The organism is Streptomyces sp. YIM S03343 (assembly GCF_054729195.1).
This window is the reverse complement of record NZ_JBPUKX010000001.1, coordinates 2,609,948-2,635,084: the sequence shown is the minus strand read 5'-3', so window position 1 is coordinate 2,635,084 and position 25,137 is coordinate 2,609,948. Positions and strand designations below refer to the sequence as shown.

15 protein-coding genes and 1 pseudogene are annotated in these 25,137 nt (G+C 70.6%); 13 read left to right on the top strand and 3 right to left on the bottom strand.

What is annotated here, in order from left to right; genetic code table 11:
• Position 1 precedes the first annotated feature (1 nt).
• From ACSYGN_RS11100 to ACSYGN_RS11070, 7 genes and pseudogenes are all read left to right on the top strand, one after another.
• Complete coding sequence (locus ACSYGN_RS11100) at positions 2–1,249, top strand: polyamine ABC transporter substrate-binding protein (protein ID WP_460394397.1); 1,248 nt, start codon at positions 2–4, stop codon at positions 1,247–1,249.
• Between the two features lie 4 nt (positions 1,250–1,253).
• Complete coding sequence (locus ACSYGN_RS11095; protein WP_460394395.1) at positions 1,254–2,402, top strand: ABC transporter ATP-binding protein; 1,149 nt, start codon at positions 1,254–1,256, stop codon at positions 2,400–2,402.
• Positions 2,402–3,331, top strand: a complete 930-nt coding sequence (locus ACSYGN_RS11090) for an ABC transporter permease (protein ID WP_460394393.1) — start codon at positions 2,402–2,404, stop codon at positions 3,329–3,331. The genes ACSYGN_RS11095 and ACSYGN_RS11090 overlap by 1 nt, the downstream gene beginning before the upstream one ends.
• Positions 3,332–4,132, top strand: coding sequence for an ABC transporter permease (locus tag ACSYGN_RS11085; protein WP_460394391.1), 801 nt, complete (start codon positions 3,332–3,334; stop codon positions 4,130–4,132).
• Positions 4,133–4,302: 170 nt separating this feature from the next.
• A complete protein-coding gene (locus ACSYGN_RS11080) occupies positions 4,303–5,733 on the top strand; it encodes an NAD(P)/FAD-dependent oxidoreductase (protein WP_460394389.1) in 1,431 nt (476 codons plus the stop codon).
• Positions 5,734–5,968: 235 nt separating this feature from the next.
• A pseudogene (locus ACSYGN_RS11075) lies at positions 5,969–6,418 on the top strand (bifunctional DNA primase/polymerase); the annotation flags it as partial.
• A 216-nt stretch (positions 6,419–6,634) separates the two neighbouring features.
• Positions 6,635–8,452 (top strand): chitinase, encoded by a 1,818-nt coding sequence (locus ACSYGN_RS11070; RefSeq protein WP_460394387.1) that lies wholly within the window; start codon positions 6,635–6,637, stop codon positions 8,450–8,452.
• A gap of 100 nt (positions 8,453–8,552) precedes the next feature.
• Here the strand turns inward: ACSYGN_RS11070 and ACSYGN_RS11065 are convergent, their stop codons facing one another.
• Both ACSYGN_RS11065 and gabT read right to left on the bottom strand, forming a co-directional pair.
• Complete coding sequence (locus ACSYGN_RS11065; RefSeq protein ID WP_460394385.1) at positions 8,553–9,236, bottom strand: phosphatase PAP2 family protein; 684 nt, start codon at positions 9,234–9,236, stop codon at positions 8,553–8,555.
• 543 nt (positions 9,237–9,779) lie between these two features.
• A complete protein-coding gene (gene gabT, locus ACSYGN_RS11060) occupies positions 9,780–11,114 on the bottom strand; it encodes a 4-aminobutyrate--2-oxoglutarate transaminase (protein WP_460394383.1) in 1,335 nt (444 codons plus the stop codon).
• A gap of 380 nt (positions 11,115–11,494) precedes the next feature.
• On the opposite strand from gabT, the gene ACSYGN_RS11055 reads away from it, so the two are divergent.
• The 3 genes from ACSYGN_RS11055 to ACSYGN_RS11045 all read left to right on the top strand — a co-directional run bounded on the left by ACSYGN_RS11055 (position 11,495) and on the right by ACSYGN_RS11045 (position 17,855).
• Entirely contained in the window at positions 11,495–14,071 is a 2,577-nt protein-coding gene (locus ACSYGN_RS11055; RefSeq protein ID WP_460394381.1) for an ATP/GTP-binding protein, read from the top strand.
• Between the two features lie 363 nt (positions 14,072–14,434).
• On the top strand, positions 14,435–16,042 hold the full coding sequence (locus ACSYGN_RS11050) for a PucR family transcriptional regulator (protein WP_460394379.1): 1,608 nt from the start codon (positions 14,435–14,437) through the stop codon (positions 16,040–16,042).
• Between the two features lie 349 nt (positions 16,043–16,391).
• On the top strand, positions 16,392–17,855 hold the full coding sequence (locus ACSYGN_RS11045) for an aldehyde dehydrogenase family protein (RefSeq protein ID WP_460394377.1): 1,464 nt from the start codon (positions 16,392–16,394) through the stop codon (positions 17,853–17,855).
• 102 nt (positions 17,856–17,957) lie between these two features.
• Here ACSYGN_RS11045 and ACSYGN_RS11040 read toward each other — a convergent pair whose 3' ends face one another.
• The gene (locus ACSYGN_RS11040; RefSeq protein WP_460394375.1) at positions 17,958–20,903 is read right to left on the bottom strand and encodes a glycoside hydrolase family 3 C-terminal domain-containing protein; all 2,946 of its coding nucleotides are present in this window, start codon (positions 20,901–20,903) and stop codon (positions 17,958–17,960) included.
• A 469-nt stretch (positions 20,904–21,372) separates the two neighbouring features.
• Between ACSYGN_RS11040 and ACSYGN_RS11035 the strand changes: the two genes are divergently transcribed.
• From ACSYGN_RS11035 to ACSYGN_RS11025, 3 genes are read left to right on the top strand one after another with little or no spacing between them, the layout of a single operon-like run.
• The gene (locus tag ACSYGN_RS11035; protein WP_460394373.1) at positions 21,373–23,067 is read left to right on the top strand and encodes an extracellular solute-binding protein; all 1,695 of its coding nucleotides are present in this window, start codon (positions 21,373–21,375) and stop codon (positions 23,065–23,067) included.
• Between the two features lie 31 nt (positions 23,068–23,098).
• Entirely contained in the window at positions 23,099–24,145 is a 1,047-nt protein-coding gene (locus tag ACSYGN_RS11030; protein WP_460394371.1) for an ABC transporter permease, read from the top strand.
• Entirely contained in the window at positions 24,142–25,101 is a 960-nt protein-coding gene (locus ACSYGN_RS11025; RefSeq protein ID WP_460394369.1) for a carbohydrate ABC transporter permease, read from the top strand. Before ACSYGN_RS11030 ends, ACSYGN_RS11025 begins: the two co-directional genes overlap by 4 nt.
• Positions 25,102–25,137 lie beyond the last annotated feature (36 nt).

The window sequence follows — 25,137 nt, the reverse complement described above, 5'->3', positions numbered from 1 at the left end:
CATGGAGCTGTACGAGCCCGACCGCCTGACCCCGCCCCAAGTGGCCGCCGTGCGGCGCAGCCTGAGCAACGGCAGGGCGGCACTCACCCGCCGTTCGCTGCTGCGCGCCTCGACGGGCGGAGCGCTCACGCTGGGCGGCCTCGGGGCGCTGAGCGCCTGCGGGATCCCCGCGGCGGGCAGGACCGAGGGCGGCACCTCCGCCGAGGACCGCTCGGCCAAGGAGAAGGTGGTCCACTTCTCCAACTGGACCGAGTACATCGACGTCGACGACAGCGGCAAACACCACCCCACGCTCGAAGCCTTCCGCAAGCGGACCGGTATCTCGGTCAAGTACACCGAGGACATCAACGACAACAACGAGTTCTTCGCCAAGATCAAGCCGGAGCTGACCGCGGGCCAGGACACCGGCCGGGACCTCATCGTCCTCACCGACTGGCTGGCCGCCCGCATGATCCGCCTCGGCTGGGTCCAGAAGCTGGACCCCTCCCATCTGCCGCACGCCTACGCCAACCTGGCCACGCAGTTCCGCGCCCCCGACTGGGACCCGGGCCGCGCCTACTCCTACCCCTGGCAGGGCATCTCCACCGTCATCGCCTTCAACAAGAAGGCCCTGGACGGCGTCGAGGTGAGATCGGTCTCCGACCTCCTCGACAACCCCAAGCTCAAGGGCCGCGTCGGCTTCCTGTCGGAGATGCGCGACAGCATCGGCATGACGATGCTCGACATGGGCAAGGACCCGGGCACGTTCACCGGCGACGACTTCGACGCGGTGATCGCCCGCATCCAGAAGGCCGTCGACAAGGGCCAGATCCGCCGCTTCACCGGCAACGACTACACGTCCGACCTCGCCAAGGGCGACTTCGCGGCCTGTGTCGCCTGGGGCGGCGACATCGTGCAGCTCAAGGCGGACAACCCGGACGTCGACTACATCATCCCCGAGGCCGGCTACATGACCTCGACGGACAACCTGCTCGTCCCCAACAAGGCACGCCACAAGACGAACGCCGAACGGCTCATCGACTTCTACTACGAGCCCGAACAGGCCGCCGCCCTGGCCGCCTACATCAACTATGTGAGCCCCGTCGACGGTGTGAAACCGTATCTCACGAAGATCGACAAGACCGCGGCGGACAATCCGCTGATCATCCCCGACAAGGCCACGGCCGCCCGGTCGCACTCCTTCCGCGCGCTGTCGCAGACGGAGGAGACGGCCTACGAATCGAAGTTCGCGAAGCTCACTGGGGCGTGACGAGATGACGACAGACACCAGCGGCGACGTCCGCCTCTCCAAAATCAGCAAGACCTACGGCAGCTTCACCGCCGTCCACCCCCTCGACCTGACCGTGGCCGAGGGCTCCTTCTTCGCCCTCCTCGGCGCCTCGGGCTGCGGCAAGACGACCACCCTGCGCATGATCGCGGGCCTGGAGGACCCCACCGGCGGCGCCGTGCACCTCGGCGACCAGGAGGTCACCCATCTCCCGCCGTACAAGCGGCCGGTGAACACGGTCTTCCAGTCGTACGCCCTCTTCCCGCACCTCGACATCTTCGAGAACGTCGCCTTCGGACTGCGCCGGCGCGGCATCAAGTCGGTGAAGAAGCAGGTCGAGGAGATGCTCGACCTCGTACAGCTCGGCGAGCAGGCCCGCAAGAAGCCGCACCAGCTCTCCGGCGGCCAGCAGCAGCGCGTCGCCGTGGCCCGCGCCCTGATCAACCACCCCAAGGTGCTGCTGCTCGACGAGCCCCTCGGCGCCCTCGACCTCAAGCTGCGCCGCCAGATGCAACTGGAGCTCAAACGCATCCAGACCGAGGTCGGCATCACCTTCATCCATGTCACGCACGACCAGGAGGAGGCCATGACCATGGCCGACACGGTCGCCGTGATGAACGCGGGCCGTGTCGAGCAGCTCGGCTCCCCGACCGATCTGTACGAGAACCCGCAGACAACCTTCGTCGCGAACTTCCTCGGCACCTCCAATCTCATCGAGGCCGAGATCGACACCAGGAGCGGCGACGACATCGTCCTCAAGGCGGGTGACGGCAAGCTCCTGCTGCCCGGCGCCCGTTGCAGCGCCCCGGCGACGGCCGGGGGCAAGGTGCTGGTCGGGGTGCGCCCCGAGAAGATCACCCTCACGCACGCTGACGACGCGGGCGGGATACCCGAGGGCCGCAACCGCATCACCGGGAAGATCGCCGACTCCAGTTTCATCGGCGTGTCCACGCAGTACGTCGTCGACAGCCCCGTCTGTCCCGACTTCGAGGTGTACGCCCAGAACATCGACCGCGACGCCCGACTGGTGCCCGGCGCCGAGGTCGTCCTGCACTGGAACCCGGCACACACCTTCGGCCTTGATGCGACCCAGGACATCGACGCCGGTGTCGACGTCGAGGAGGACGCCGCCTGATGGCCGCCGTCACCGAGGCGCCGCCCCTGGCGCCCGCCCCCGAGACCGCGCAGAAGCCGCCGCGCAGACGCGGCCGCTGGACGCCGTACCTGCTGCTCCTGCCCGGCATCCTTTGGCTGCTGGTCTTCTTCGCGCTGCCGATGATCTACCAGGCGTCCACCTCCGTGCAGACCGGCTCCCTGGAGCAGGGCTACAAGGTCACCTGGCACTTCGCGACGTACTGGGACGCGCTGACCGCGTACTGGCCGCAGTTCCTGCGCTCGGTGTTCTACGCCGCCGCGGCGACCGTCCTGTGTCTGCTGCTCGGCTATCCGCTGGCGTATCTGATCGCCTTCCGCGCGGGCCGCTGGCGCAATCTGATCATGATCCTGGTGATCGCGCCGTTCTTCACCAGCTTCCTGATCCGCACCCTCGCCTGGAAGACGATCCTCGCGGACAACAGCCCGATCGTGCACCTGCTGGACACCCTGCACATCCTCCAGCTCACCAACTGGCTGGGCTGGACGGCCGGCGACCGTGTCCTCGCCACCCCGCTCGCCGTGGTGACCGGACTGACCTACAACTTCCTGCCGTTCATGATCCTCCCGCTCTACACCTCCCTGGAGCGCATCGACGGACGGCTCCACGAGGCGGCCGGCGATCTGTACGCGAGGCCCTTCACCACGTTCCGGAAGGTCACCTTCCCGCTGTCGATGCCGGGCGTCGTCTCCGGCACGCTGCTGACCTTCATCCCGGCCGCCGGTGACTACGTCAACGCCGAACTGCTCGGCTCCACCGACACCCGCATGGTCGGCAATGTCATCCAGGCCCAGTTCCTGAGAGTCCTCGACTATCCGACGGCCGCCGCCCTCTCCTTCATCCTCATGGCCGCCATCCTCCTGATGGTCACGCTCTACATCCGCAGGTCCGGGACGGAGGATCTGGTCTAAATGGCTTTCCTGAACTGGCTGAAGCGCAATCTGGTCGTCATCGCGGGACTCGCCACACTCGGCTATCTCCTGCTGCCCAATGCCGTCGTCACAGTCTTCTCGTTCAACAAACCCAAGGGCCGTTTCAACTACGACTGGCAGCAGTTCTCCACCGACGCCTGGAAAGACCCCTGCGGTGTCGCCGGAATGTGCGGCTCCCTCTCCCTCAGCCTCCAGATCGCCGTGTGGGCGACCCTCGGCGCGACCGTCCTCGGCACCATGATCGCCTTCGCTCTGGTGCGCTACCGGTTCCGCGCGCGAGGCGCCGTCAACTCGCTGATCTTCCTGCCGATGGCGATGCCCGAGGTCGTCATGGCCGCCTCGCTGCTCACCCTGTTCCTCAACCTGGGTGCGCAGTTGGGCTTCTGGACCATCCTCATCGCGCACATCATGTTCTGCCTGAGCTTCGTCGTGACGGCGGTCAAGGCACGCGTGATGTCGATGGACCCGCGCCTGGAGCAGGCCGCCCAGGACCTCTACGCCGGTCCGGTGCAGACCTTCCTGAGGGTCACCCTGCCGATCGCCGCCCCCGGAATCGCCGCGGGCGCGCTGCTCGCCTTCGCGCTCTCCTTCGACGACTTCATCATCACCAATTTCAACGCGGGCTCCACGGTCACCTTCCCCATGTTCGTCTGGGGTTCGGCACAGCGCGGCACGCCCGTCCAGATCAACGTCATCGGCACCGCCATGTTCGTCGTCGCGGTGCTGCTGGTGCTGGGGTCGATGGTGGTCGGGAACAGGCGGGGCAGGCAGAAGGCGTGAATCTCACCGTCCTTGTAAGCCTTGTAAGCCTTGTAAGCCTTGTAAGCCTTGTAAGCCTTGTAAGCCTTGTAAGCCTTATGGGCCTGATGGGTCTGATGGGCCTGATGGGTCTGATGGGCCTGATGGGCCTTATGGGCCTTGTAGCGAGTTCTTCGTAGGGAGTTGACATCATGGCCCCGAGCGCCATGAGCCGTGCGGACAGCCGATGGATCCGATCTCTCTCCGACGCCCAGCCGGTCCCGTACTGGCTGGACGACCCCGGCAGACCCCGCCCCGAACCCGCCCTCACCGGCACCGAGACCTGCGACCTGCTGGTCGTGGGCGGCGGCTACAGCGGACTGTGGACCGCGCTTATCGCCAAGGAGCGCGATCCCGGGCGGGACGTGGTCCTGCTGGAGGGCCGTGAGGCGGGCTGGGCCGCCTCCGGCCGCAACGGCGGTTTCTGCGCCGCCTCCCTCACCCACGGCGTGGCCAACGGTCTCGCCCGCTGGCCCCACGAGATCCACCGCCTGGAGGAACTGGGCGCCCGCAACCTCGACGAGCTGGAGAAGACGGTCGCCCGCCACTCCCTGGACTGCGACTTCGAGCGCACCGGCGAGATCGACGTCGCCACCGAGACCTACCAGGCACAGGAACTGCGAGACTGGCACCGGGAACTGGACGAGAAGGGCCTCGCCGACGGCATCGAGTTCCTCGACACCGATGCGATGCGCGAGCAGGTGAACTCGCCGACCTTCCAGGCGGGCCTGTACGACCGCCGCGGCGTGGCCATGCTCCACCCGGCCAAGCTCGCCTGGGGCCTGAAGCAGACCTGCCTCCGCCTCGGCGTCCGCTTCTACGAGCACACCCCCGCCCTCTCCCTGCGGCCCTACGGCGCCGGCATGGCCGTACGCACGCCGTACGGCCAGGTCCGCGCGCGGCAGGTCGCACTCGGCACCAATGTCTTCCCCAACCTGGTGAAGCGCGTGCGCTCGTACACCGTCCCGGTCTACGACTACGCCCTGATGACCGAGCCGCTGACGCCCGCCCAGCTTGCGTCGATCGGCTGGCGGGGCCGCCAGGGCCTGGGCGACAGCGCCAACCAGTTCCACTACTTCCGGCTGTCCGCCGACAACCGGATCCTGTGGGGCGGCTACGACGCGATCTACCCGTACGGCGGCCGGGTGCGCCGCGAGTACGACGACCGCCCGGAGACCTACGCCAAACTGGCCGGGCACTTCTTCACCTGCTTCCCCCAGCTGGAGGGCGTCCGCTTCACCCATGCGTGGGGCGGCGCCATCGACACCTGCTCGCGCTTCTCCGCGTTCTTCGGTACCGCCCACCAGGGCAAGGTGGCGTACGCGGCGGGCTACACCGGCCTCGGTGTCGGCGCCACCCGCTTCGGCGCCGACGTCATGCTCGACCTGCTGGCGGGGGAGCGGACCGAGCGCACCGAACTGGAGATGGTGCGCACCAAGCCGCTGCCGTTCCCGCCGGAGCCGTTCGCCTGGACGGGGATCGCGCTGACCAGGTGGTCGCTGGCCCGCGCCGACGCACACGGCGGGCGGCGGAATCTGTGGCTGCGGGCGATGGACCGGCTGGGGCTGGGGTTCGACAGCTGACGTCCGCGCTCGTGCCGTCGGCCCGTGCCTGTGCCCGTACCCGCGCCAGTCATCGGGCCCGTGGGGGTGCCGGTGTCGGTACCGGATGTGGCCGGGTTCACCCGAAACAGGTTGCCGAATCCTCGTAATGCACCGCGAGAACCTCCCTCTCCTTCATGAGGCGATCCGCGTCGACGGACGGTCGGACGTGGTCGTGAGAGCCCACGAGAGACGGGGAGGTCCGGGCATGACGGGCATGACGGGGGCCAGAAGGGCAGCGGAGTGGCTGGCATCGGCCGCTCCGGATCCCGAGGCGTGCCACAGGGCGTGGGAGCGCAATCCGCACGGGTTCGCGGTGCTGCCGGCGGGCAGGGTGTGGGACGTGCTCATGCTGCCGGCGGTGCTGGGTGAGCCCACGCTGGACGTGCTCACCCGGGTCGTCGGCAGGCCCGGACCGGTGCTGGCGGACTTGGGTGCCGGACGGGTGGGGTTCCTGGTGCCGCCGGGCACCGCGGCGCGCTGGGTCGGGACCGGGATCCGTACGGTGGGCGAGGGCACCTGGATCATCGTGCCGTACCCGGGCCGTACGACCGGTGGGATGCGCTGGCTGGTCCAGCCGGACGGCTCGGGCACCCTCACCGACCCGGTGCCGCTGGAGCTGGCGATGCACGAGGCGGCGGCCGCGCGGGCGGTGGAGGAGGGGCGAGGAGGGCCGACGGGGCCGAGAGGGCCGAAGGGGTCGAGAGGGCCGAAGGGGTCGAAGGGGTCGGAGGGACCGGAGGGGGTGATGGGGCCGGAGGGGGTGACGGGCCGAGCGCCGGAAGCTGACGGGACTTGACAACCGGATTGGTCTGGACCAAGTTGTTCGCGCTCCACCCAGCATTTCCCCCACCCTCCAATCCCCCCATGTCCGGAGGAAGTTGTGGATCGCACCAGACCAGTCCTCGCCGCGCTCGCGGCCGCGCTGCTGGCCGTGCCCGGTATCACCGCGCTCTCGTCGACCGCCCGTGCGTCCGACGCGGACCTGGCGAAGAACGGCGGCTTCGAGTCCGGCCTCACGGGCTGGACCTGCACCGCCGGAAACACCGTCAGCACGCCCGTGCACAGCGGCAGTTCGGCGCTCCAGGCCACCCCGTCCGGCAGCGACAACGCGCAGTGCTCCCAGACGGTGACCGTGCAGCCGAACGCGCAGTACACGGTGTCCGGCTGGGTCCGGGGCGCGTACGTCTACCTGGGTGCGAGCGGCACCGGCACCACCGACGTCTCCACCTGGACCCCGTCGGCGGGCGACTGGCAGCAGCTGTCGACGACCTTCCGCACCGGCGCGAGCACGACCAGCGTCACGATCTACACCCACGGCTGGTACGGCACCGGCGCCTACTACGCCGACGACATCTCCCTGGTCGGCCCCGGCGCGGCCACCGGCCAGCCGCCCGCCGCCCCGACCGGCCTCACGACCGGCGCGGTCACCTCGTCCAGCGTCGCCCTGTCATGGTCGGCGGTGTCGGGCGCGACGAGCTACGTGGTGTACCGGGACGGCACCAAGGTCCAGACGGCGAGCGGCACTTCGGCGACCGTGACGGGACTGTCCGCCTCGACGGCGTACAGCTTCCAGGTCACGGCGGTCAACGACGCCGGTGAGTCGGCGAAGTCGGCGACGGTGACGGCGACGACCTCGGCGACCGGCGGCGGTGGAGGCGGTGGCGGTGGCGGTGGTACCGGCACCCTTCCCACCCACGCCCTGGTCGGCTATCTGCACGCCAGCTTCGCCAACGGCGCGGGCTACACCCGTATGGCCGACGTGCCCGACAGTTGGGACGTCATCGACCTCGCCTTCGGCGAGCCGACCTCGGCCACCTCGGGCGACATCCGCTTCAACCGGTGCCCGGCCACCGAGTGCGCGAACGTCGAGAGCGACGCCGACTTCAAGGCGGCGATCAAGGCCAAGCAGGCGGCTGGCAAGAAGGTGCTGATCTCCATCGGCGGCCAGAACGGCCAGGTCCAGCTCACCACCACGGCGGCCCGGGACGCCTTCGTCAGCTCCGTCTCGAAGATCATCGACACCTACGGTCTCGACGGCCTCGACATCGACTTCGAGGGCCACTCGCTGTCGCTGGACGCGAACGACACGGACTTCAAGAACCCGACCACCCCCGTGGTCGTCAACCTGATCTCGGCCCTGAAGACCCTGAAGGCCAAGTACGGCTCCGGCTTCGTGCTGACGATGGCCCCGGAGACCTTCTTCGTGCAGATGGGCTACCAGTACTACGGCACCGGCAAGTGGGGCGGCCAGGACCCGCGCTGCGGCGCCTACCTCCCCGTCATCTACGCCCTGCGCGACGCCCTGACCCTGCTGCACGTCCAGGACTACAACTCCGGTCCGATCATGGGCCTCGACAACCAGTACCACTCCATGGGCGGCGCCGACTTCCACATCGCCATGACCGACATGCTGCTCACCGGCTTCCCGGTCGCGGGCGACGCGAGCAAGATCTTCCCGCCGCTGCGCCCGGACCAGGTGGCGATCGGCATGCCGGCCTCGGTGAACGCGGGCAACGGCTATGTGGCCCCGACGGAGGTCACCAAGACCCTGAACTGCCTGACCAAGAAGACCGACTGCGGTTCCTACTCCACCCACGGCACCTGGTCCGCCCTGCGCGGGCTGATGACCTGGTCGGTCAACTGGGACCACTTCTCGAACTGGGAGTTCCAGAAGAACTTCGACGCGTACTTCGGCTGACGACGAGACGCCCGACAAAGCGCTCCGCTGGAAGTGCCGCGATGTGACGTCTGTCGTCTGCGGCACCGTCGTGGCTGGTCGCGCAGTTCCCCGCGCCCCTTCAGGGCGCTGCCGAACCGCGGCAGACTTCGCCCGACCTGCCAAGACGCCCGACGAGGTCGACGGCGAGGACGAAGGCGATCAGCATCACCACCCCGAGGCACCAACTGGCCACCACGTCCAGTGGCCAGTGGTAGCCGCGGCGCACCAGCCCGTACCCGACCCCCAGATCCACCGTCCCGGCCCCGGCGGCGACTGCCCGCCGGGGCCACACCTTTCTCAGCCACGGAAGGAGCACCAGGGCCGCCGCCCCGTAGGCGACGACCGCCGTAGCCGCGTGCCCGGACGGAAAGTACCCGCTCCCAGGCGGCACGGCAGCCGTCCCACCCCGCCCGACCAGCAGCTTCACCGGCACGACGATCGCCGGTACGACCGCCATGACCACCGCGGCCACCACGGGCGCCACCCACCACACCCCCACCCCGGCCCGCCGCCCCCGCACGGCGACGTACCCGAGCACCACGACGAGCACCGGCACGGCGATCTGCACGCTCCCGAGGTCGGCGAGCAGTTCGGAGAACCGGTCGGGACGCAGCAGCCCCTGGCTGACCCGCTCGTCCACGCCCACCAGCGGCCCGCGGACGACGACCTGCCAGGTGATCAGCCCGAACAGCCCCGCGAGAGCAGCGGCCATAACGAGCGCCGTCCTGCGCGCGGGTACGGGGATGCTGCCGTCCTGTGCCACAGGCGAATCCTGGGGACGGGGCATCGGGTCGACGAACATGGGGACAGCTTGTCAGCTCATGGCTCGGTGCTCCGCCGACCGTCCAGAGCAAGGTTCAGAGTAAGAAGGAGGCCGGCCGCCCCGGAACAGGGGGGGGCGTTCCAGGGCGGCCGTCCGGATCGGGGGGTCGCGCGCCCCGGGGGGTTTGGGGCGGGCGACTGTCCGATCGGTGAGGAGATTCCGGAGCGCGAGGCCCCGGTTGTGTGCGCGAGGGCACGGCCAGGTCGAAGCAGGGGATGCCCCGGCCTGAGATCGCCCACAATCCCCTGTGGGCGGGTGTATCTCTCATCTGCGTAGAACGTACGGCAGAGGGTGTGGCGAAGTCAGGCGGAATCACGTCCCGCCATGCACCCCGCACACGTTCTTCACACCCTCTGACGGTCCCTCTGCGGCCCCTTTGAACCGCCTGTGGGAGGGGTGGGGCGGGTGGTGCTGGAGAGGGATGACTGCCATGTGCCACCTGCGGGTTTGCTGTGACCGGATGGCGTCATGAGGTCTGGTGGATCACAGCGTCGTGAACGCCTGTTCCAGGATGTCCAGGCCCTCGGTCAGGAGGTCGTCGCCGATGACCAGCGGAGGGAGGAAGCGGAGGACGTTGCCGTAGGTGCCGCAGGTGAGGACCAGGAGGCCTTCCGCGTGGCAGGCCCTGGCCAGGGTGGCGGCGGCCTCCGGGTTCGGGTCCTTCGTGGTGCGGTCCTTGACCAGCTCGATCGCGATCATCGCGCCGCGGCCCCGGACGTCGCCGATCACGTCGAACTTCTCGGCCATGGCCGTGAGGCGCGGCTTCATGATCGCCTCGATGTTCTTCGCCCGCGCGTTGAGGTCGAGCTCCTTCATCGTCTCGATCGCGCCCAGCGCGCCCGCGCACGCCACCGGGTTGCCGCCGTAGGTGCCGCCCAGGCCGCCCGCGTGTGCGGCGTCCATGATCTCGGCGCGGCCGGTCACCGCCGACAGCGGGAGGCCGCCTGCGATGCCCTTCGCGGTGGTGATCAGGTCCGGGACGATGCCCTCGTCCTCGCACGCGAACCACTGGCCCGTACGGCAGAAGCCGGACTGGATCTCGTCCGCGACGAACACGATCCCGTTGTCCGACGCGAACTGCCGGATCGCCGGCAGAAAGCCCTTGGCCGGCTCGATGAAGCCGCCCTCGCCCAGCACCGGCTCGATGATGATCGCGGCCACGTTGTCCGCGCCCACCTGCTTGGTGATCTGGTCGATCGCCTGCTTCGCGGCCTCCGGGCCCGCGTTCTCCGGGCCGGTCAGCCAGCGGTAGGCGTAGGCGACCGGGACGCGGTAGACCTCGGGTGCGAAGGGGCCGAAGCCGTGCTTGTACGGCATGTTCTTCGCGGTCAGCGCCATGGTGAGGTTCGTACGGCCGTGGTAGCCGTGGTCGAAGACGACGACCGCCTGGCGCTTGGTGTAGGCGCGGGCGATCTTCACCGCGTTCTCCACCGCCTCCGCGCCCGAGTTGAACAACGCCGACTTCTTGGGGTGGTCGCCCGGGGTGAGCTCGGCCAGCGCCTCGGCCACGGCGACGTAGCTCTCGTACGGCGTGACCATGAAACAGGTGTGCGTGAAGTCCGCGAGCTGCGCGGACGCCCGTCGTACCACCGCCTCGGCGGACGCGCCGACCGAGGTCACCGCGATGCCGGAGGCGAAGTCGATGAGGCGGTTGCCGTCGACGTCCTCGATGATCCCGCCGCCCGCACGGGTGACGAAGACCGGCAGCGTCGAGCCCACGCCCTGCGCCACCGCGGCGGTGCGACGGGCCTGAAGCTCCTGCGACTTCGGGCCGGGGATGGCGGTGACGACGCGGCGCTCCTGCGGAAGAGCGGTCATGGGGGCTCCCTGATGATCTTGCGAAGCGGAGATGCGGAGATGCGGAGATGCGGAGATGCGGAGATGCGGAGTTACGGAGACACGGGGGACGCGGGGGATTCGGGGGATACGAGGATCCGGGGTCCTTCCTTTCTCGCAGGCTAGGGCGGTGGCCACCAGGCTGGGCATGCTCCATGTGGGCGTTGTCGGTGGGCTTCGTTGTCCACCGTGGACATAGGCGGCGGGTGCTTGGGACGCCGTGGCGCACCGGTCATCCACCTGCGGCGTCACCACGGCACACCGACGCCTGGCCGGGCAATCGGTGAACTCCCCTTGCCGGGGCGTTAGATTGGCTCGCTGACGCTGGTGGTGGACGGAGCGGCTGGTCAGGGGGCAACGGCATGGACGGCGACGGGACGCGGGACCCGTGGGGCAAGACGGGTGCGTCGGGCGCGCAGGGGGCACATTCCCATCCTGTGCCGCGTCCTACGCCGCCGCCCGATGAGGCCTCGGGGTATACAGCCCCGGTGAATCCCCCGGCACCTGCGGCTCCGCCTGCTCGGCCTCCTTCTCTGCCTGCTCCGCCTGTTCCGCCGACACCTCCGATGCCGCAGCAACCGCCGATGGCGCCGGTGGTGCCCACCGAGCCAGGTCCGGTGGCTCCCGGCGGGCGGCCCCCCGTCGCCGACTGGCTCGACGCCCCCCGCCCCGCCGCCGGGCCCGGCATCTGGCGGTACCGCTACCGCATGCCCCGGCCGGAGCACGGCAGGCAGCGGCTCTCCCCGGTGACCATCGTCGGCGTCATCGTCCCGCTCGTCGTGGCGCTGCTCCTGTGGTCCCTGTGGCGGCACGGCAGCATCCCCTACCAGTGGGCGCTGCTCAGGCTGTTCACCCCGGGCGACTGGTGGTGGGGCGGCACCAGCTCGCCCAAGGGCAAGGGCGTCGAGGCCGTCACCGTCGCCGACGGAGTGTTCTTCGCGATCCTCGTCGGTGTGATGGGGCGGCTGGGCAGCTGGCCCGAGATCGTCCGGCACGTGGTCACCCGGCGCGAGCAGCCCGCCCGCGCCCTGCTCGCCGCGCTGGGCGCGCTGATCACGCTCAGCTTCGTCTTCCCGGACGCCTTCGGGCTCGGCTGGAACGCCCTGCCCGTCGTCGACCCGCTGTTCTCCCTCGTCGTCCTCCTCACCGGCGGCTACGACGTCTTCACCTCCCGGTTCCTCACCGACGGGCTGTACACGCTCATCACCCTGCTCGTGCTCTGGCCCTTCGGCCGCGTCGGCGGCTGGTGGCCCCTGCTGCGCGGCCGCCTCGCCGCCCGCGACGCCGCGCGGCAGGGCGGTACCGGAGGCCGTACGGCTCCGCCCACCGCCGAGACCCCGCCCACCCAGTGGCCCGAGCTGCGCGCCGCCGCGCAGCACGCGGCCGCCGACCTCCTCGCCGCCGAGGTGCTCGCGGGCCGGATGAACGACGTCGACTGCGCCCGTGTCACCACCGCCTGGACCGGCGCCCGCCACCACGCCCGGCTCGCCCTGTTCACCGAGACCGTGCTCCGGTACGGCGCCGCCGCCTGGACCCACCCCTCCGGCGCCCGCGACCTGCCCGGCCGCGCCGCCCGGCACGATCTGCTCGCCCGCCAGGTCCGTATCGGCCAGTGGGCGCCCGCCGAGCGCACCCCGCTCGCCTACCGCGGTGTCGGCGCCGCCCTCGGCCCCGAGACGCTGGGCACCTCCCTCCTCGTCGTAGGACCGTCCGGGTCCGGCAAGACACGGCACGTCGTCGCGCCCGTCGTCGAGTCCCTCGCCCTGGAGGCGCTCACCGGGCGCTGCGCCGTCATCGCGGTGTGCGCCGCGGGCACCCCGCTCGGCGCGGACGAGGCCTACGACGTGGTGGTGCGCGTCGGCGACCCCCGTTCCGTGCACGACCTCGACCCCTACGCCGACTCCGACGACCCCGACGAGGCCGCCGCCTTCCTCGCGGAGGGCCTCGCCGGAGACCTCGACACCGTCTCCGGCCAGCGCGCCGTCACCGCGCTCGCCCAGTTGCTCGGCCCCTATCGGGCGGCCTACGGCGCCTTCCCCGCGCTGCCCGCGCTGCGCGAACTGCTCGACGGCGGCCCGGCCGCCCTCACCGCCCTGCACGACGCCCTGCACGGCGACCAGCACGCCGTGATGCGCCGCGAACTCGACGCCCGGCTGCGGCAGTCCGGCACCGCTGCCGACCCCGGCCCGGCGCTCGCCGACCGGCTCGCCCTCCTCGACCGGCCGGCCTTCGCCGACTTCTTCGGCGGGAACGGGAACGGGAGCGGGAACGGGAACGGGAGCGGGGACGGCAGTGCGGCCGCCCGGCCGTTCTCCCTGCGCGCCGTCGCCCACCATCCCCTCCGGGTCCGGATCGACCTGCCCGCCCACGGTCACGAGGAGGCCGGCCGGCTGATCACCCGGCTGGTCCTGGCCCAGTTCACCGCCGTCGCCCGGGAGAGCGGGCGCGGGCACTTCGCCTGCCTCGTCCTCGACGACGCCACCGGCGCGGTGACCACCGACTCCGTCCGCCGCATCCAGCGGCTGCGCGCCGAGAACGCGGGTGTGGTGCTGACGCTGCGCACCGTGGGCGACGTACCGGAGGCCCTGCACGGGCCGCTGTACGGCGCGGTGGGCTGCCGTATGGCGCTGTCCGGGGTGACCACCTGGGACGGCAGCCGGTTCGCGCAGGCGTGGGGCACCGAGTGGGTGGAGACCCGGGACGTGGCCCAGCACACCGTGTTCGCCGACCAGCCGATGACCCGGGCCATCCACGCCCTGCGCAAGCTCGTCACCGGCAAGGCGGTCACCACGGAGGCCGTCACCGTTCGCAAGATCGAGCGGGACCGCTGGTCCGCCTCCGAACTCGCCCACGAGGTGCCCCCCGGGCACGCGGTGCTGTCCCTCACCGACGTGACGGGCGAGCACGCCCCGCCGTCGCTGGTGGACCTGCGGGCTTGAGCCGCGGGCACGCCGACCCGGTTTTTCGCCCCCGCCGCCCCTTCCCGTTCCCGTCCCTGGGGGCTGTGCCCCCAGACCCCCCTTGTCGGCCCTGAATCAAGCCCCTCCGGCGTTTGAGGAGCGGGGGTTCGGGGGCGGAGCCCCCGGGACGGGACGGGTAGGGGCGGCGGGGGCGAAAACAGTCCCGCGAACGGCCCTCCGCGGCCCCGGTTCCGGCCGGTCCACGAAGCTGGCGAAACCCGCCCCCCGCCGAGCGCCCGCACCGTACGGTGCGGCAGAATCGGCACAGGCCGTTCGTACGCGGCGGACAAATGATCACCGGGCGGGGCCCTCGACGAGCCGCGCTCTCGAACCGAAGGTGCCATGCCGCCCACCCTCGCCTCCCTGGTCCACCACTCGGCCCTCAAACTGACCGTGCGGGCGGGCGAGGACCGCCTGGACGTGCCCGTCCGCTGGGCGCACGCCAGCGAACTCGCCGACCCCGTGCCGTACATGGAGGGCGGGGAGCTGCTGCTGATCACCGCGCTCAAGCTGGACGCGGAGAACCCGGAGGCCATGCGGCGGTATGTGAAGCGGCTGGTGGACGCCGGAGTGGTGGGGCTCGCCTTCGGCGTCGGGGTCAATTACGACGAGGTCCCCGTGGCGCTGGTCGCCGCCGCCGAGCAGGAGGGTCTGCCGCTGCTGGAGGTGCCGCGCCGTACCCCGTTCCTCGCGATCAGCAAGGCGGTCTCGGCCGCCATCGCCGCCGACCAGTACCGGGCCGTCACGGCGGGCTTCGCCGCCCAGCGCGAGCTCACCAGGCAGGCGCTGATCGCCGGGCCGGAGGGGCTGCTGGCCGCCCTCGCCGCGCAGGTCGACGGCTGGGCCGCGCTCTACGACGCCACCGGCGCCGTCGTCGCCACCGCGCCCGAGTGGGCGGGGCGCCGGGCCGCACGGCTCACCGGCGAGGTGGAACGGCTGCGGGAGCGGCCCGCGCCCGCCTCCGCGGTGGTCGGCGGCCCCGACCACGAGGACCGCGTCGAACTGCACACCCTCGGCACCGGACGCCGCCCGCGCGCCGCGCTCGCCGTCGGCACGGCCGCCGCCCTCGGCACCGCGGACCGCTACGCCGTCCACTCGGCCATCGCCCTGCTCACCCTCACCACCGAGCGGTCCCGCTCCCTGCACGCGGCGGAACAGCGCCTCGGCGCGGCCGTGCTGCGCATGCTGCTCGCCGGGGAGCCCGACCACGCCCGTGCGGTCGCAGGGGACCTGTACGGCGGGCTGCTCGACGCGCCGTTCCGGCTGATCATCGCCGAGCAGACGGCGAAGTCGCGCGGGAGCGTCGAGACCGCCCCGGAACCGGCGGACCCGCTGGGCGTGCTGGCGGAGATCCTGGAGGCGGCAGCCGCCCGCTCCGGCGAGGCGGTGCTGATCGTCCCGGAGGGCGAGCGGCTGGTGGTCCTGGCCTCGGACGGCGGCGCGTCCGCGGCCGCCTGCTCGGACCACGCCTCGGCCCTGGAGGCGGCCCGTACGGCGGAGCCGGACGACCTCACGGGCGAGGAGAGCGACCTGGTCGTGGGCCTGTCCGCGCCCGCGGGCCCCATCGCGGCGGCGGCCGCCTACAAACAGGCCGAACAGGCGCTCTCGGTGGCCCGCCGCCGGGGCCGGGTCTGTGTGGAGCACGAGCAACTGGCCGCGGGGTCGGTCCTGCCGCTCCTCGCGGACGACGCGGTGCGCGCCTTCGCGGACGGCCTGCTGCGCCCCCTGTACGAACACGACGCCACCGGCCGCGGCGACCTGGTGGCCTCCCTGCGCGCCTGGCTCTCCCGGCACGGCCAGTGGGACGCCGCAGCCGCCGACCTGGGCGTCCACCGCCACACCCTCCGCTACCGCATGCGCCGTGTGGAGGAGATCCTGGGCCGCTCCCTCGACGACCCGGACGCCCGGATGGAACTGTGGCTGGCGCTGAAGACGGCGTCGGGGGAGTAGCGAGTATCGCGCCCCCGCCGCCCCTTCCCGTTCCCGTTCCTGGGGGCTGCGCCCCCAGACCCCCAGACGGGCTGAAAATCAGCCCCTCCGGCGTTTGAGGAGCGGGGGTACGGGGGCGGAACCCCCGTGACGGGACGGGACGGGACGGGACGGGACGGGACGGGAAGGGGCGGCGGGGGCGAAAACCGTCCCGCCACGCAGCCCGCCCCGCCCCACCCGTGTTCGACAATCCGCAGCAACCCCACCCCGTAACTGCTACACCCCGGACAAACGCCGCCCAGCCATCCCGCACCTACCGTGGAGCCCGCAGATCACACGCAGCAGCAACGCGGAAGGCCAGGGCTCGGACATGGCACAGGAAGAAACGGCGAAGGCCTACGGCTTCTGGCTCGCCGGCCGGGAGGCCGCCGGTGAGGGCGGCGGCTTCGATGTGACCTCGCCGTGGGACGGGCGGCTGGTCGGACGGGTGAGCGTGCCCAGCGAGGCGCAGATCGAGGAGGCCGTGTCCGCCGCCCACGCCGCGCGGGACGCGTTCGCCGCCACCCCCGCCCACGTCCGCGCCGCCGCCCTCGACCACGTCAGCAGGCGGCTCGCCGAGCGCACCGAGGAGATCGCCCAGCTGATCTCCGCCGAGAACGGCAAGCCGGTCAAGTGGGCCCGCGGCGAGGTCGGCCGGGCTGTGTCGGTGTTCCGGTTCGCCGCCGAGGAGGCCCGGCGGTTCAACGGCGGTGAGGCGCAGCGCCTCGACACCGACGCCGGCGGCCAGGGGCGGCTCGCGCTGGTCCGGCGCTTCCCCAAGGGCGCGGTGCTCGGCATCGCGCCGTTCAACTTCCCGCTCAACCTGTGCGCCCACAAGGTCGCCCCGGCGATCGCCGCCGGTGCGCCGATCGTCCTCAAGCCCGCCCCGGCCACCCCGCTGTCCGCCCTGATCCTCGGCAAGCTGCTCGCGGAGACCGAGCTGCCCGCCGGGTCCTGGAGCATCCTCCCGGTGCCCAACGACCGTATGCCCGCACTGGTCCGGGACGAGCGGCTGCCGGTGATCTCCTTCACGGGCTCCGAGACCGTCGGCTACGCGATCATGGACTCGGTGCCGCGCAAGCACGTCACCCTGGAGCTCGGCGGCAACGGCGCTGCCGTCGTCCTCGGCGACTGGGCGAGTGACGCCGACCTCGACCGGGCCGCGACCCGCATCGCCACCTTCTCCAACTACCAGGGCGGCCAGTCCTGCATCTCCGTGCAGCGCGTGATCGCCGACGCCGCCGTCTACGACCGGCTGCTGCCGCGCATCGTCGCCGCCGTGGAGGCCCAGGTCACCGGCGACCCGTCCGACGCCGCCACCGATGTCGGCCCGCTGGTCAGCGAGGCCGCCGCACAGCGCGTGGAGTCGTGGGTGCAGGAGGCCGTGGACGCCGGGGCGGTGCTGCACACCGGCGGCAAGCGCGACGGCGCCTCCTACGCGCCCACCGTCCTCACCGACGTTCCGGCGAGCGCCACCCTCGCCTGCGAGGAGGTCTTCGGGCCCGTCCTCACGGTGCAGAAGACGGACGGCGAGGCCGCCGCGTTCGCCGCCGTCAACGACTCCAAGTACGGCCTCCAGGCAGGCGTGTTCACCCACGACCTCCAGACCGCCTTCCGCGCCCACCGCGCCCTGGAGGTCGGCGGCGTGGTCATCGGCGACGTACCGTCCTACCGTGCCGACCAGATGCCCTACGGCGGCGCCAAGCGCTCCGGCGTCGGCCGTGAAGGCGTCAGGTACGCGATGGACGACTACACCTACGAGCGGGTGCTGGTCCTGACCGGGCTCGCCCTGTAGGACGGGCCCCAGGACGCCGGAGAGACCCCGAAGGGGCCCGGTGCGGGAGGACCAACTCCCGCACCGGGCCCCTTCCTTGGTTCGCCGGCCTCTTCCGGACCCTCAACCGGAGAAGCCGACGTGCGCGAGCCGCAACGGGCCGCGCAGCCGCAGGCGTACGTCGTGCACACCGGACGCGGGGAGGTCCGCGGTGAGCGTCGTGTATGCGTACGGGCCCGAGGTGGGCGTGTCCAGGGTGAGCACGGCCGTGCGTATCGGCGCCCCGGCCGAGCCGCCGTCCAGCACCAGCTCCAGGGTGCCCTCGCCCGACACCTCCGCGCTCACCCCCGTGACGCCGTCGCCGAAGTCGCAGCAGCGGTAGAGGAGTTCGCCCCCGCTGCCGTCGGCCGCCGTCACCGCGTCCCCGGACACCTTCGCCCGGTCGACGATCGCGACGCCGGACTGCTCGTCGAAGTCGGCGGCTTTCAGGCCCCGTTCGACGACCGGGCGCGGTGCGCCGGGCTCGCCGGGCGCCGTGAGGGTCGTACGGAGGCGGACGTCCTCACTGGACGCGCCGACCAGCAGTTCGTACGGGCCGGGTTCGAGCCGCAGTCCGCCCCGGGCCACGTCCCAGAACTCCAGCTCGGACCACGGCACGTCGAAGGACACCTCGGCCCGTTCGCCCGGCGCCAGCGTGACGCGCCGGTGCGCGAGCAGTTGGCGGCGCGGGCGCGGCACCGACGGTTCCACGGCGCGGACGTAGAGCTGGGCGACCTCGTCGGCGGTCAGATCACCGGTGTTGGTGACTGTGAACGACACCTGAGCCCCGTCGGCACCGCTCCGCACCTCCAGGTCGGCGTAGCCGAAGGACGCGTACGACAGACCGTGGCCGAAGGGGAACAGGGGCGAGCCCTCGAAGTACAGATAGGTCTGGCGGCTGCCGATGATGTCGTAGTCCAGCAGGTCCGGCAGATCGGCGTCGGAGGCGTACCAGGTCTGCGGGAGGCGGCCGGCGGGGGAGACGTCACCGGCGAGCACCCGGGCCAGCGCGGTGCCCGCCGCCTGGCCGCCGTGCGCGGTCCACAGCACGGCGGGCAGCCCCGCCGTGTCGGCCGCATCGATCGCGTACGGGTACGCGGACACCAGCACCAGCACGGTCGCTGGGTTGGCGGCGCGGGCGGCGCGCAGCAGCCGCTCCTGCTGCCCGGGTAGCCGCAGGGTCGTACGGTCCTCGGTCTCGCGGCCGTTGATGTGCGGGTCGTTGCCCGCGACGACGAGCACCACGTCGGCGCCGTCGGCCGCGCGGCGCACCGCGTCCTCACCGCGCTCGACGACGACCGTCTCGAAGACCTCCGGGACGTCGGGGCCGCCGTCGGCGGCAACCTTCACGCCGTCGGCGGCGACCGAGACATGGTGACCCGTTCCCAGATGCCTCAGGAGGTGGCCGCTGCCGTGGGGTTCCAGGCGGAAGGTCTCCTGGACGACCCAGCCGCCGGGCTGGTCGGCCGAGGCGCGCACATAGCCGTCGTCGGCGACGGAGAGGTAACGGCCGTCGGGGGCACGGAGGGTGAGCACGTCCTCGCCCCAGTCGATCAGCGCCAGCTCGGTGCCGTGGGCGTCGGTGGTCAGCGGCGGCAGATCGGTGCGCCCGGTGAGATCGGCCGGGTTCAGCGCGCCCTCGGCGCCGCGCACCCTGTCGGCCGCGTCCTTCGCCTCCGGCACCCTCAGGAAGGCGCCGGAAGCCGTCCTGAGCCGGATACGGTCCACGCCCTCCGCGAACTCGACGTGCTCGGCGCCGAACCGCTCGTACAGCCCCTCCAGCGGAGTGGACCGGTGGATGAGGGTGCCGCTGTACCAGTCCAGCTTGCACTCGTCGGCGAGCAGCCCGACGACGGCGATCCGCGCGTCCGGGGCCAGCGGCAGTGTGCCGTCGTTCTGGAGCAGCACGATCGCCTGCTCGGCCGCCTCCTGTGCCAGGGCCCGGTGCTCCGGGGTGTCGAAGTCCGTGTCATCGGTGTCATCGGCGTCAACGGCGTCAACGGCGTCAACGGCGTCAACGGCGTCAGCGGAGTCAGAGGCGCCAACGGCGTGCGGATCCTGCTCCGGGTCGAACTCGCCGAGCCGGAAACGCACCGAGAGCTGCCGCCGTACCGCCGCGTCCACGTTCGCCTCGGTCAGCAGCCCCGCGTCCAGGGCCCCCTGCACCCGCGCGACGATCTTCGAGCTGTCGGAGTCGTGGTCGGTGAAGCTGTCGACACCGGCAAGGACGGCCGCCGCGGTGGCCTCCTCGTGGGTGTCGAAGTAGTGCTCGGACTGGACCAGATTGGAGGGGGCGCCCGCGTCGGAGCACACCAGCAGGTCCTCGTCGGTCCAGGTGCGCAGCTGCTCGCGCAGATACGGGGAGACGTGGTTGGGGCGGCCGTTGACCAGGTTGTAGGCCGGCATCACCCCGGCGACGGCGCCTGCGGCGACGGTGTCGCGGAAGGCGCGCAGGTCGTACTCGTGCAGCACCCGCGGACGGACCGAGGACGAGGTGACGTCGCGGCCGGTCTCGTTGTTGTGGGCCAGCCAGTGCTTGAGGACCGGCGCCGTACGCCAATAGGTCGGATGGCCGCCGCGCAGACCGCGGGTGTAGGCCGTGGCGATGGCCGAGGTGAGCCTCGGGTCCTCCGAGTAACCCTCCTCGTTGCGTCCCCACAGGGGGTGGCGCAGCAGGTTCACGGTGGGGGACCAGACGTTGAGGCCGACCCGGCTGTCGCGGGCGCGCATCGCGCGGACCTCGTTGGACACCGCCTCCCCGACCCGGCGGACCAGCTCCGGGTTCCAGGTCGCGCCGAGACCGACGGCCTGCGGGAACACGGTCGCCGGGCCCATCCAGGCGACCCCGTGCAGGGCCTCCTGGCCGGTGCGGAAGGCGGCGATGCCGAGGCGCTCGACGGCGGGCGTGAACTGGTGCAGGAACGACACCTTCTCCGCGGGCGTCAGCCTGGCCAGCAGATCGTCGACGCGCTTCGCGAACGGGAGGTGAGGATCACGGAAGGGCGGCGCGGGCGGCGTGGATGGGTTCACCTGGGGTTCCCCTTGTGATGGAGCGACGTGCTGCTTTCGAAGCGCTTCGATGCTGGGCGGACCACAGGTCGGATGTCAAGAGACCGTGTTGCAACAAAAGGGGCCACGCCCGATATTTCAAGCCGTTTGCGGGGTGGGAGGTCCGCTGAGACCTCCGAGCATTTCTTGGTTGCTGCCCTTGTGCACCTCCTGCCCTTCACTTAATCTCACAGCAACATCGAAGCGCTTCGACGATCCTTCGACCGTGGGACCTGCCGCACCCGGACGCGCAGTCCTCCGATCACCCGGGACCGCCGGACGCCTCAGCTCAGCCAGTTCCGCAACGAGTCCAGCCCGTTCCGCAACGAGTCCAGCGCGTTCCGCAACGAGTCCAGCCAGTTCCCCAACAAGCTCAGCCAGTTCCACTACGAGACACCGCAGCCGACGGCCCTCCGCCGGGTGTCCTGGTGCGCCATGAAGGGTTGACGCAATGACGCCGAATGCCGCCCCCGCCTCCTCCTCACCCAGCCGGAGAAGCTTCCTCGCCTCCACGGCGGTCGCCACCGCCGTGGTGGCGGGAGGGATGCCGCTGCTGTCCGCCTGCGGCAGTTCGGACAACGGCTCCAGCGGGGGCTCGTCCTCGGGCAAGGGCACCAACAAGCTGCTGCCGACGTACGTGGCCAGCAACGTGGTGACGCCGGACATCCCCGCCAAGAACGGTTCCGCGATCGGCTTCACCAGCAAGCTCGACCTTGCCACCCTCAAGTCGTCGGTCCCGAAGAAGCTCGGCAAGGGCGGCGAGGTCAGCATCATGTCGCCGTTCTGGGGCTCCCCGCCGAAGAACGACTGTGACTACTACAAGGCCATGAACGCCGCGATCGGCGTCGACGTGCAGTGGAAGAACCAGGACGGCAACACCTACGACCAGAAGCTCGGTGCCGTCCTCGCCTCCAGCGACGTACCGGACATGGTGGTCGTCCCCAGCTGGAACCTGGGCGGCAAGATACCCAGCGCCATCATCGGCAAGTTCGCCGACCTCGGCCCCTACCTCTCCGGCGACAAGATCAAGGACTACCCGAATCTCGCCGCCATCCCCACCGACGCCTGGCGGCGCTGCATCTTCGGCGGCAAGCTGCGCGGCCTGCCGCAGCCTTCCCCGTACGTCACCGGCATCACGCCCCTCTACCGCAGGGACATCTTCGAGAAGAAGGGCTACGAAGTCCCCCGGTCGGCCGACGAGTTCATGGCCCTCGCCAAGGAGATCACCAACGCCAAGGCCAAGCGCTGGGCCTGCCTGGACATGAAGTGGACCGCCTTCCAGGCCTTCGGCGTACTGTCCGGCAGCGAGAAGCCGCTCGGCTGGAACCTCGTCGACGGAAAGCTCGTCAACCGCATCGAGACGGACGAGTACCTCGAAGCGCTGGAGTGGACCCGTAAACTCTTCGCCGCCGGCGTCGTTCACCCCGACGCCAAGCTCGGCAAGAGCGCCGCCACCGACCCCGGCCCCAAGTTCGCGTCGGGCGAGTTCCTGATCTACGCCAACAACATCAGCCAGTGGTGGAGCCGTACCGCCGAGCAGGCCACCCAGAACCCGGACTACAAGATCTGGGGCATGGACATCTTCGGGCACGACGGCGGCGACCCGACCCTGTGGGCCGAACAGCCGGCCGGCATCTTCGCCTTCATCAACAAGAAGGCGTCCGAGTCCGTCATCCGTGACGCGCTGGCCGTCGCCAACGTCACTGCCGCGCCGTACGGCACCACGGAGTACATGCTCACCAACTACGGCGTCCAGGGCACCCACTACACCGTCAAGAATGGCGTGCCCACCAAGACCACCAAGGGCAACAACGAGGTGATCAACGCCTACGTCATGGTCGCGAGCCCCGCCGCCACCATCGCCCACCCCGACTTCCCCGAGGTCGCCAAGGCCCAGGTCGAGTGGCAGCAGCGGATGGGCGCCTTCACCAAGAAGTCCACCTTCTACGGCCAGATGATCACCGAGCCGTCCCGCTGGACCAACCTCTCCAACGACTTCGAGCAGTTGGAGGACGACATCACTCGCGGTCGCAAGAAGATCAGCGACATGCAGCAGGCCGTCTCCGACTGGAAGAGCAAGGGCGGCGACCAACTGCGCGACTGGTACAAGAAGCTGCTCGACGACAACGGCACGGCAGCGGGCTGACCAGACACAGGCGAGGGCAAGGAGAACGGCCGTGTCACACAGCACGGTGCCTCGGAGCACCACCGAGGCCGACACGACGGGTGAGACCCCGGTGGCGTCCGGCGGCGCCACCGGTACCACCCGCACCAGCGCCAGGGGGCGCTCCGCCGGGAAGCTGAGTCTGCGCCTCAGGTTCAGACGCGACCGCGTCCTGCTCCTGATGACGCTGCCGGCCGTCCTCCTCGTCCTGCTCTTCAACTATGTGCCGATCCTCGGCAACATCGTCGCCTTCGAGGACTACGACCCCTACGTCAGCGACAACGGAATCGTCGCGATGCTGCACAGCCCCTGGGTGGGGCTCGACAACTTCCAGCGGATCTTCGAGGACACCGCGTTCTGGCACGCCGTGCAGAACACCCTCGTGCTCTTCTTCCTCCAGCTGGTGCTGTACTTCCCCATCCCGATCCTGCTCGCGCTGCTCATCAACAGCGTGGTCAGGCCCCGGGTGCGGGCCGTGGCACAGGCCGTCCTGTACCTGCCGCACTTCTTCTCCTGGGTGCTCGTCATCGCCGTCTTCCAGCAGCTGTTCGGCGGCGCGGGACTGCTCTCCCAACTGCTGCGCCAGCACGGCTTCGACGGGCTGAGCGTCATGACCGACCCGGACACCTTCAAGTTCCTCGTCACGGCGCAGACAGTGTGGAAGGACTCCGGCTGGGGGATCATCGTCTTCCTCGCCGCCCTCGCCTCCGTCAGCCCCGACCTCTACGAGGCCGCCGCGATGGACGGCGCGGGCCGCTGGCGCCGGATGTGGCATGTCACGCTGCCCGCGCTGCGCCCGGTGGTCGCCCTGCTGCTGGTGCTGCGCGTCGGTGACGCCCTGACCGTCGGCTTCGAGCAGATCCTGCTCCAGCGTGACGCTGTCGGACCCGGCGCGGCGGAGGTCCTCGACACCTTCGTGTGGTGGACCGGTGTCCGCAACCAGGACTTCGGCTATGCCGCGGCGGCCGGACTCGTCAAGGGCGTGGTCGGCCTGTGCCTGGTCCTCGCCGCGAACAAGGTGGCCCATCTGATGGGCGAGCAGGGGGTGTACAAGAAGTGACCGCCGTGACCCGACAGCCCGTGCGTGAACCCGCGCGCCGTACCGAGCGACCGCGCCGCCCCTGGTCCGCCCCGCCCCGGCCGGTGTGGGAGGAGACGCCCAGCAAGGCTGGGATCGCGAGCAAGGGCCTGGTGCTCGTCCTCGCCTGCTTCGTGATCCTCTTCCCGCTGTGGATCGTGGTCGTGACCAGCCTGTCCTCCCGCAAGACCATCGACGAGGCCGGCGGTCTGGTGATGATCCCCAAGGGCATCACCATCATCGCCTACCGCGAACTGCTCAGCGGCGGCCAGGTCACCCGCGCCACCGTCATCAGCGTCCTGATCACCCTTGTCGGCACGCTGTTCTCGATGACGGTGTCCGTCCTGTGCGCCTACGGCCTCTCCCGCACCGGGTCGCTCGGGCACCGCTGGTTCCTGATGATCCTGCTCGCCACCATGTTCTTCAGCGCGGGCCTGATCCCGACCTATCTGCTGGTGCAGTCCCTCGGACTGACCGACACCTATCTCGCGCTGATCCTGCCGAGCGCCGTCAGCGTCTTCAACATCCTTGTGCTGCGCGGGTTCTTCATGGGCATATCGCCCGAACTCATCGACAGCGCCCGCATCGACGGCGCGGGTGACTTCCGCATCCTGTGGCAGATCGTCATGCCGCTGTCGCGGGCCGTGCTCGCCGTGATCACCCTGTTCTACGCGGTGGGCTACTGGAGCGCCTGGTTCAACGCGTCCCTGTACCTCAACGACCAGGACATGATGCCGCTGCAGAACGTCATGATCCAGCTCGTCCAGAAGCAGGAGGCGCCGGTGGGGCTGGGGCAGGCGATCAAGACCGGTGAGTTGTCCGGCCTGGCGGTGCAGATGGCGGTCATGGTGATGGCGTTGCTGCCGGTGGCCGTGCTCTCGCCGTTCGTCCAGAAGCACTTCAAGAAGGGCATGTTGACGGGTGCGGTGAAGGGGTGACGCCCTGAGCGGGACAGCGCGCGGCAGGTGTATCGG

Coding starts and splice junctions, on each gene's coding strand:
- gabT (WP_460394383.1), bottom strand. CDS start 11,114: ATGACCGCTCTTCCGCAGGAGCGCCGCGTCGTCACCGCCATCCCCGGC.
- ACSYGN_RS11095 (WP_460394395.1), top strand. CDS start 1,254: ATGACGACAGACACCAGCGGCGACGTCCGCCTCTCCAAAATCAGCAAG.
- ACSYGN_RS11085 (WP_460394391.1), top strand. CDS start 3,332: ATGGCTTTCCTGAACTGGCTGAAGCGCAATCTGGTCGTCATCGCGGGA.
- ACSYGN_RS11100 (WP_460394397.1), top strand. CDS start 2: ATGGAGCTGTACGAGCCCGACCGCCTGACCCCGCCCCAAGTGGCCGCC.
- ACSYGN_RS11050 (WP_460394379.1), top strand. CDS start 14,435: ATGCCGCCCACCCTCGCCTCCCTGGTCCACCACTCGGCCCTCAAACTG.
- ACSYGN_RS11045 (WP_460394377.1), top strand. CDS start 16,392: ATGGCACAGGAAGAAACGGCGAAGGCCTACGGCTTCTGGCTCGCCGGC.
- ACSYGN_RS11090 (WP_460394393.1), top strand. CDS start 2,402: ATGGCCGCCGTCACCGAGGCGCCGCCCCTGGCGCCCGCCCCCGAGACC.
- ACSYGN_RS11080 (WP_460394389.1), top strand. CDS start 4,303: ATGGCCCCGAGCGCCATGAGCCGTGCGGACAGCCGATGGATCCGATCT.
- ACSYGN_RS11035 (WP_460394373.1), top strand. CDS start 21,373: ATGACGCCGAATGCCGCCCCCGCCTCCTCCTCACCCAGCCGGAGAAGC.
- ACSYGN_RS11055 (WP_460394381.1), top strand. CDS start 11,495: ATGGACGGCGACGGGACGCGGGACCCGTGGGGCAAGACGGGTGCGTCG.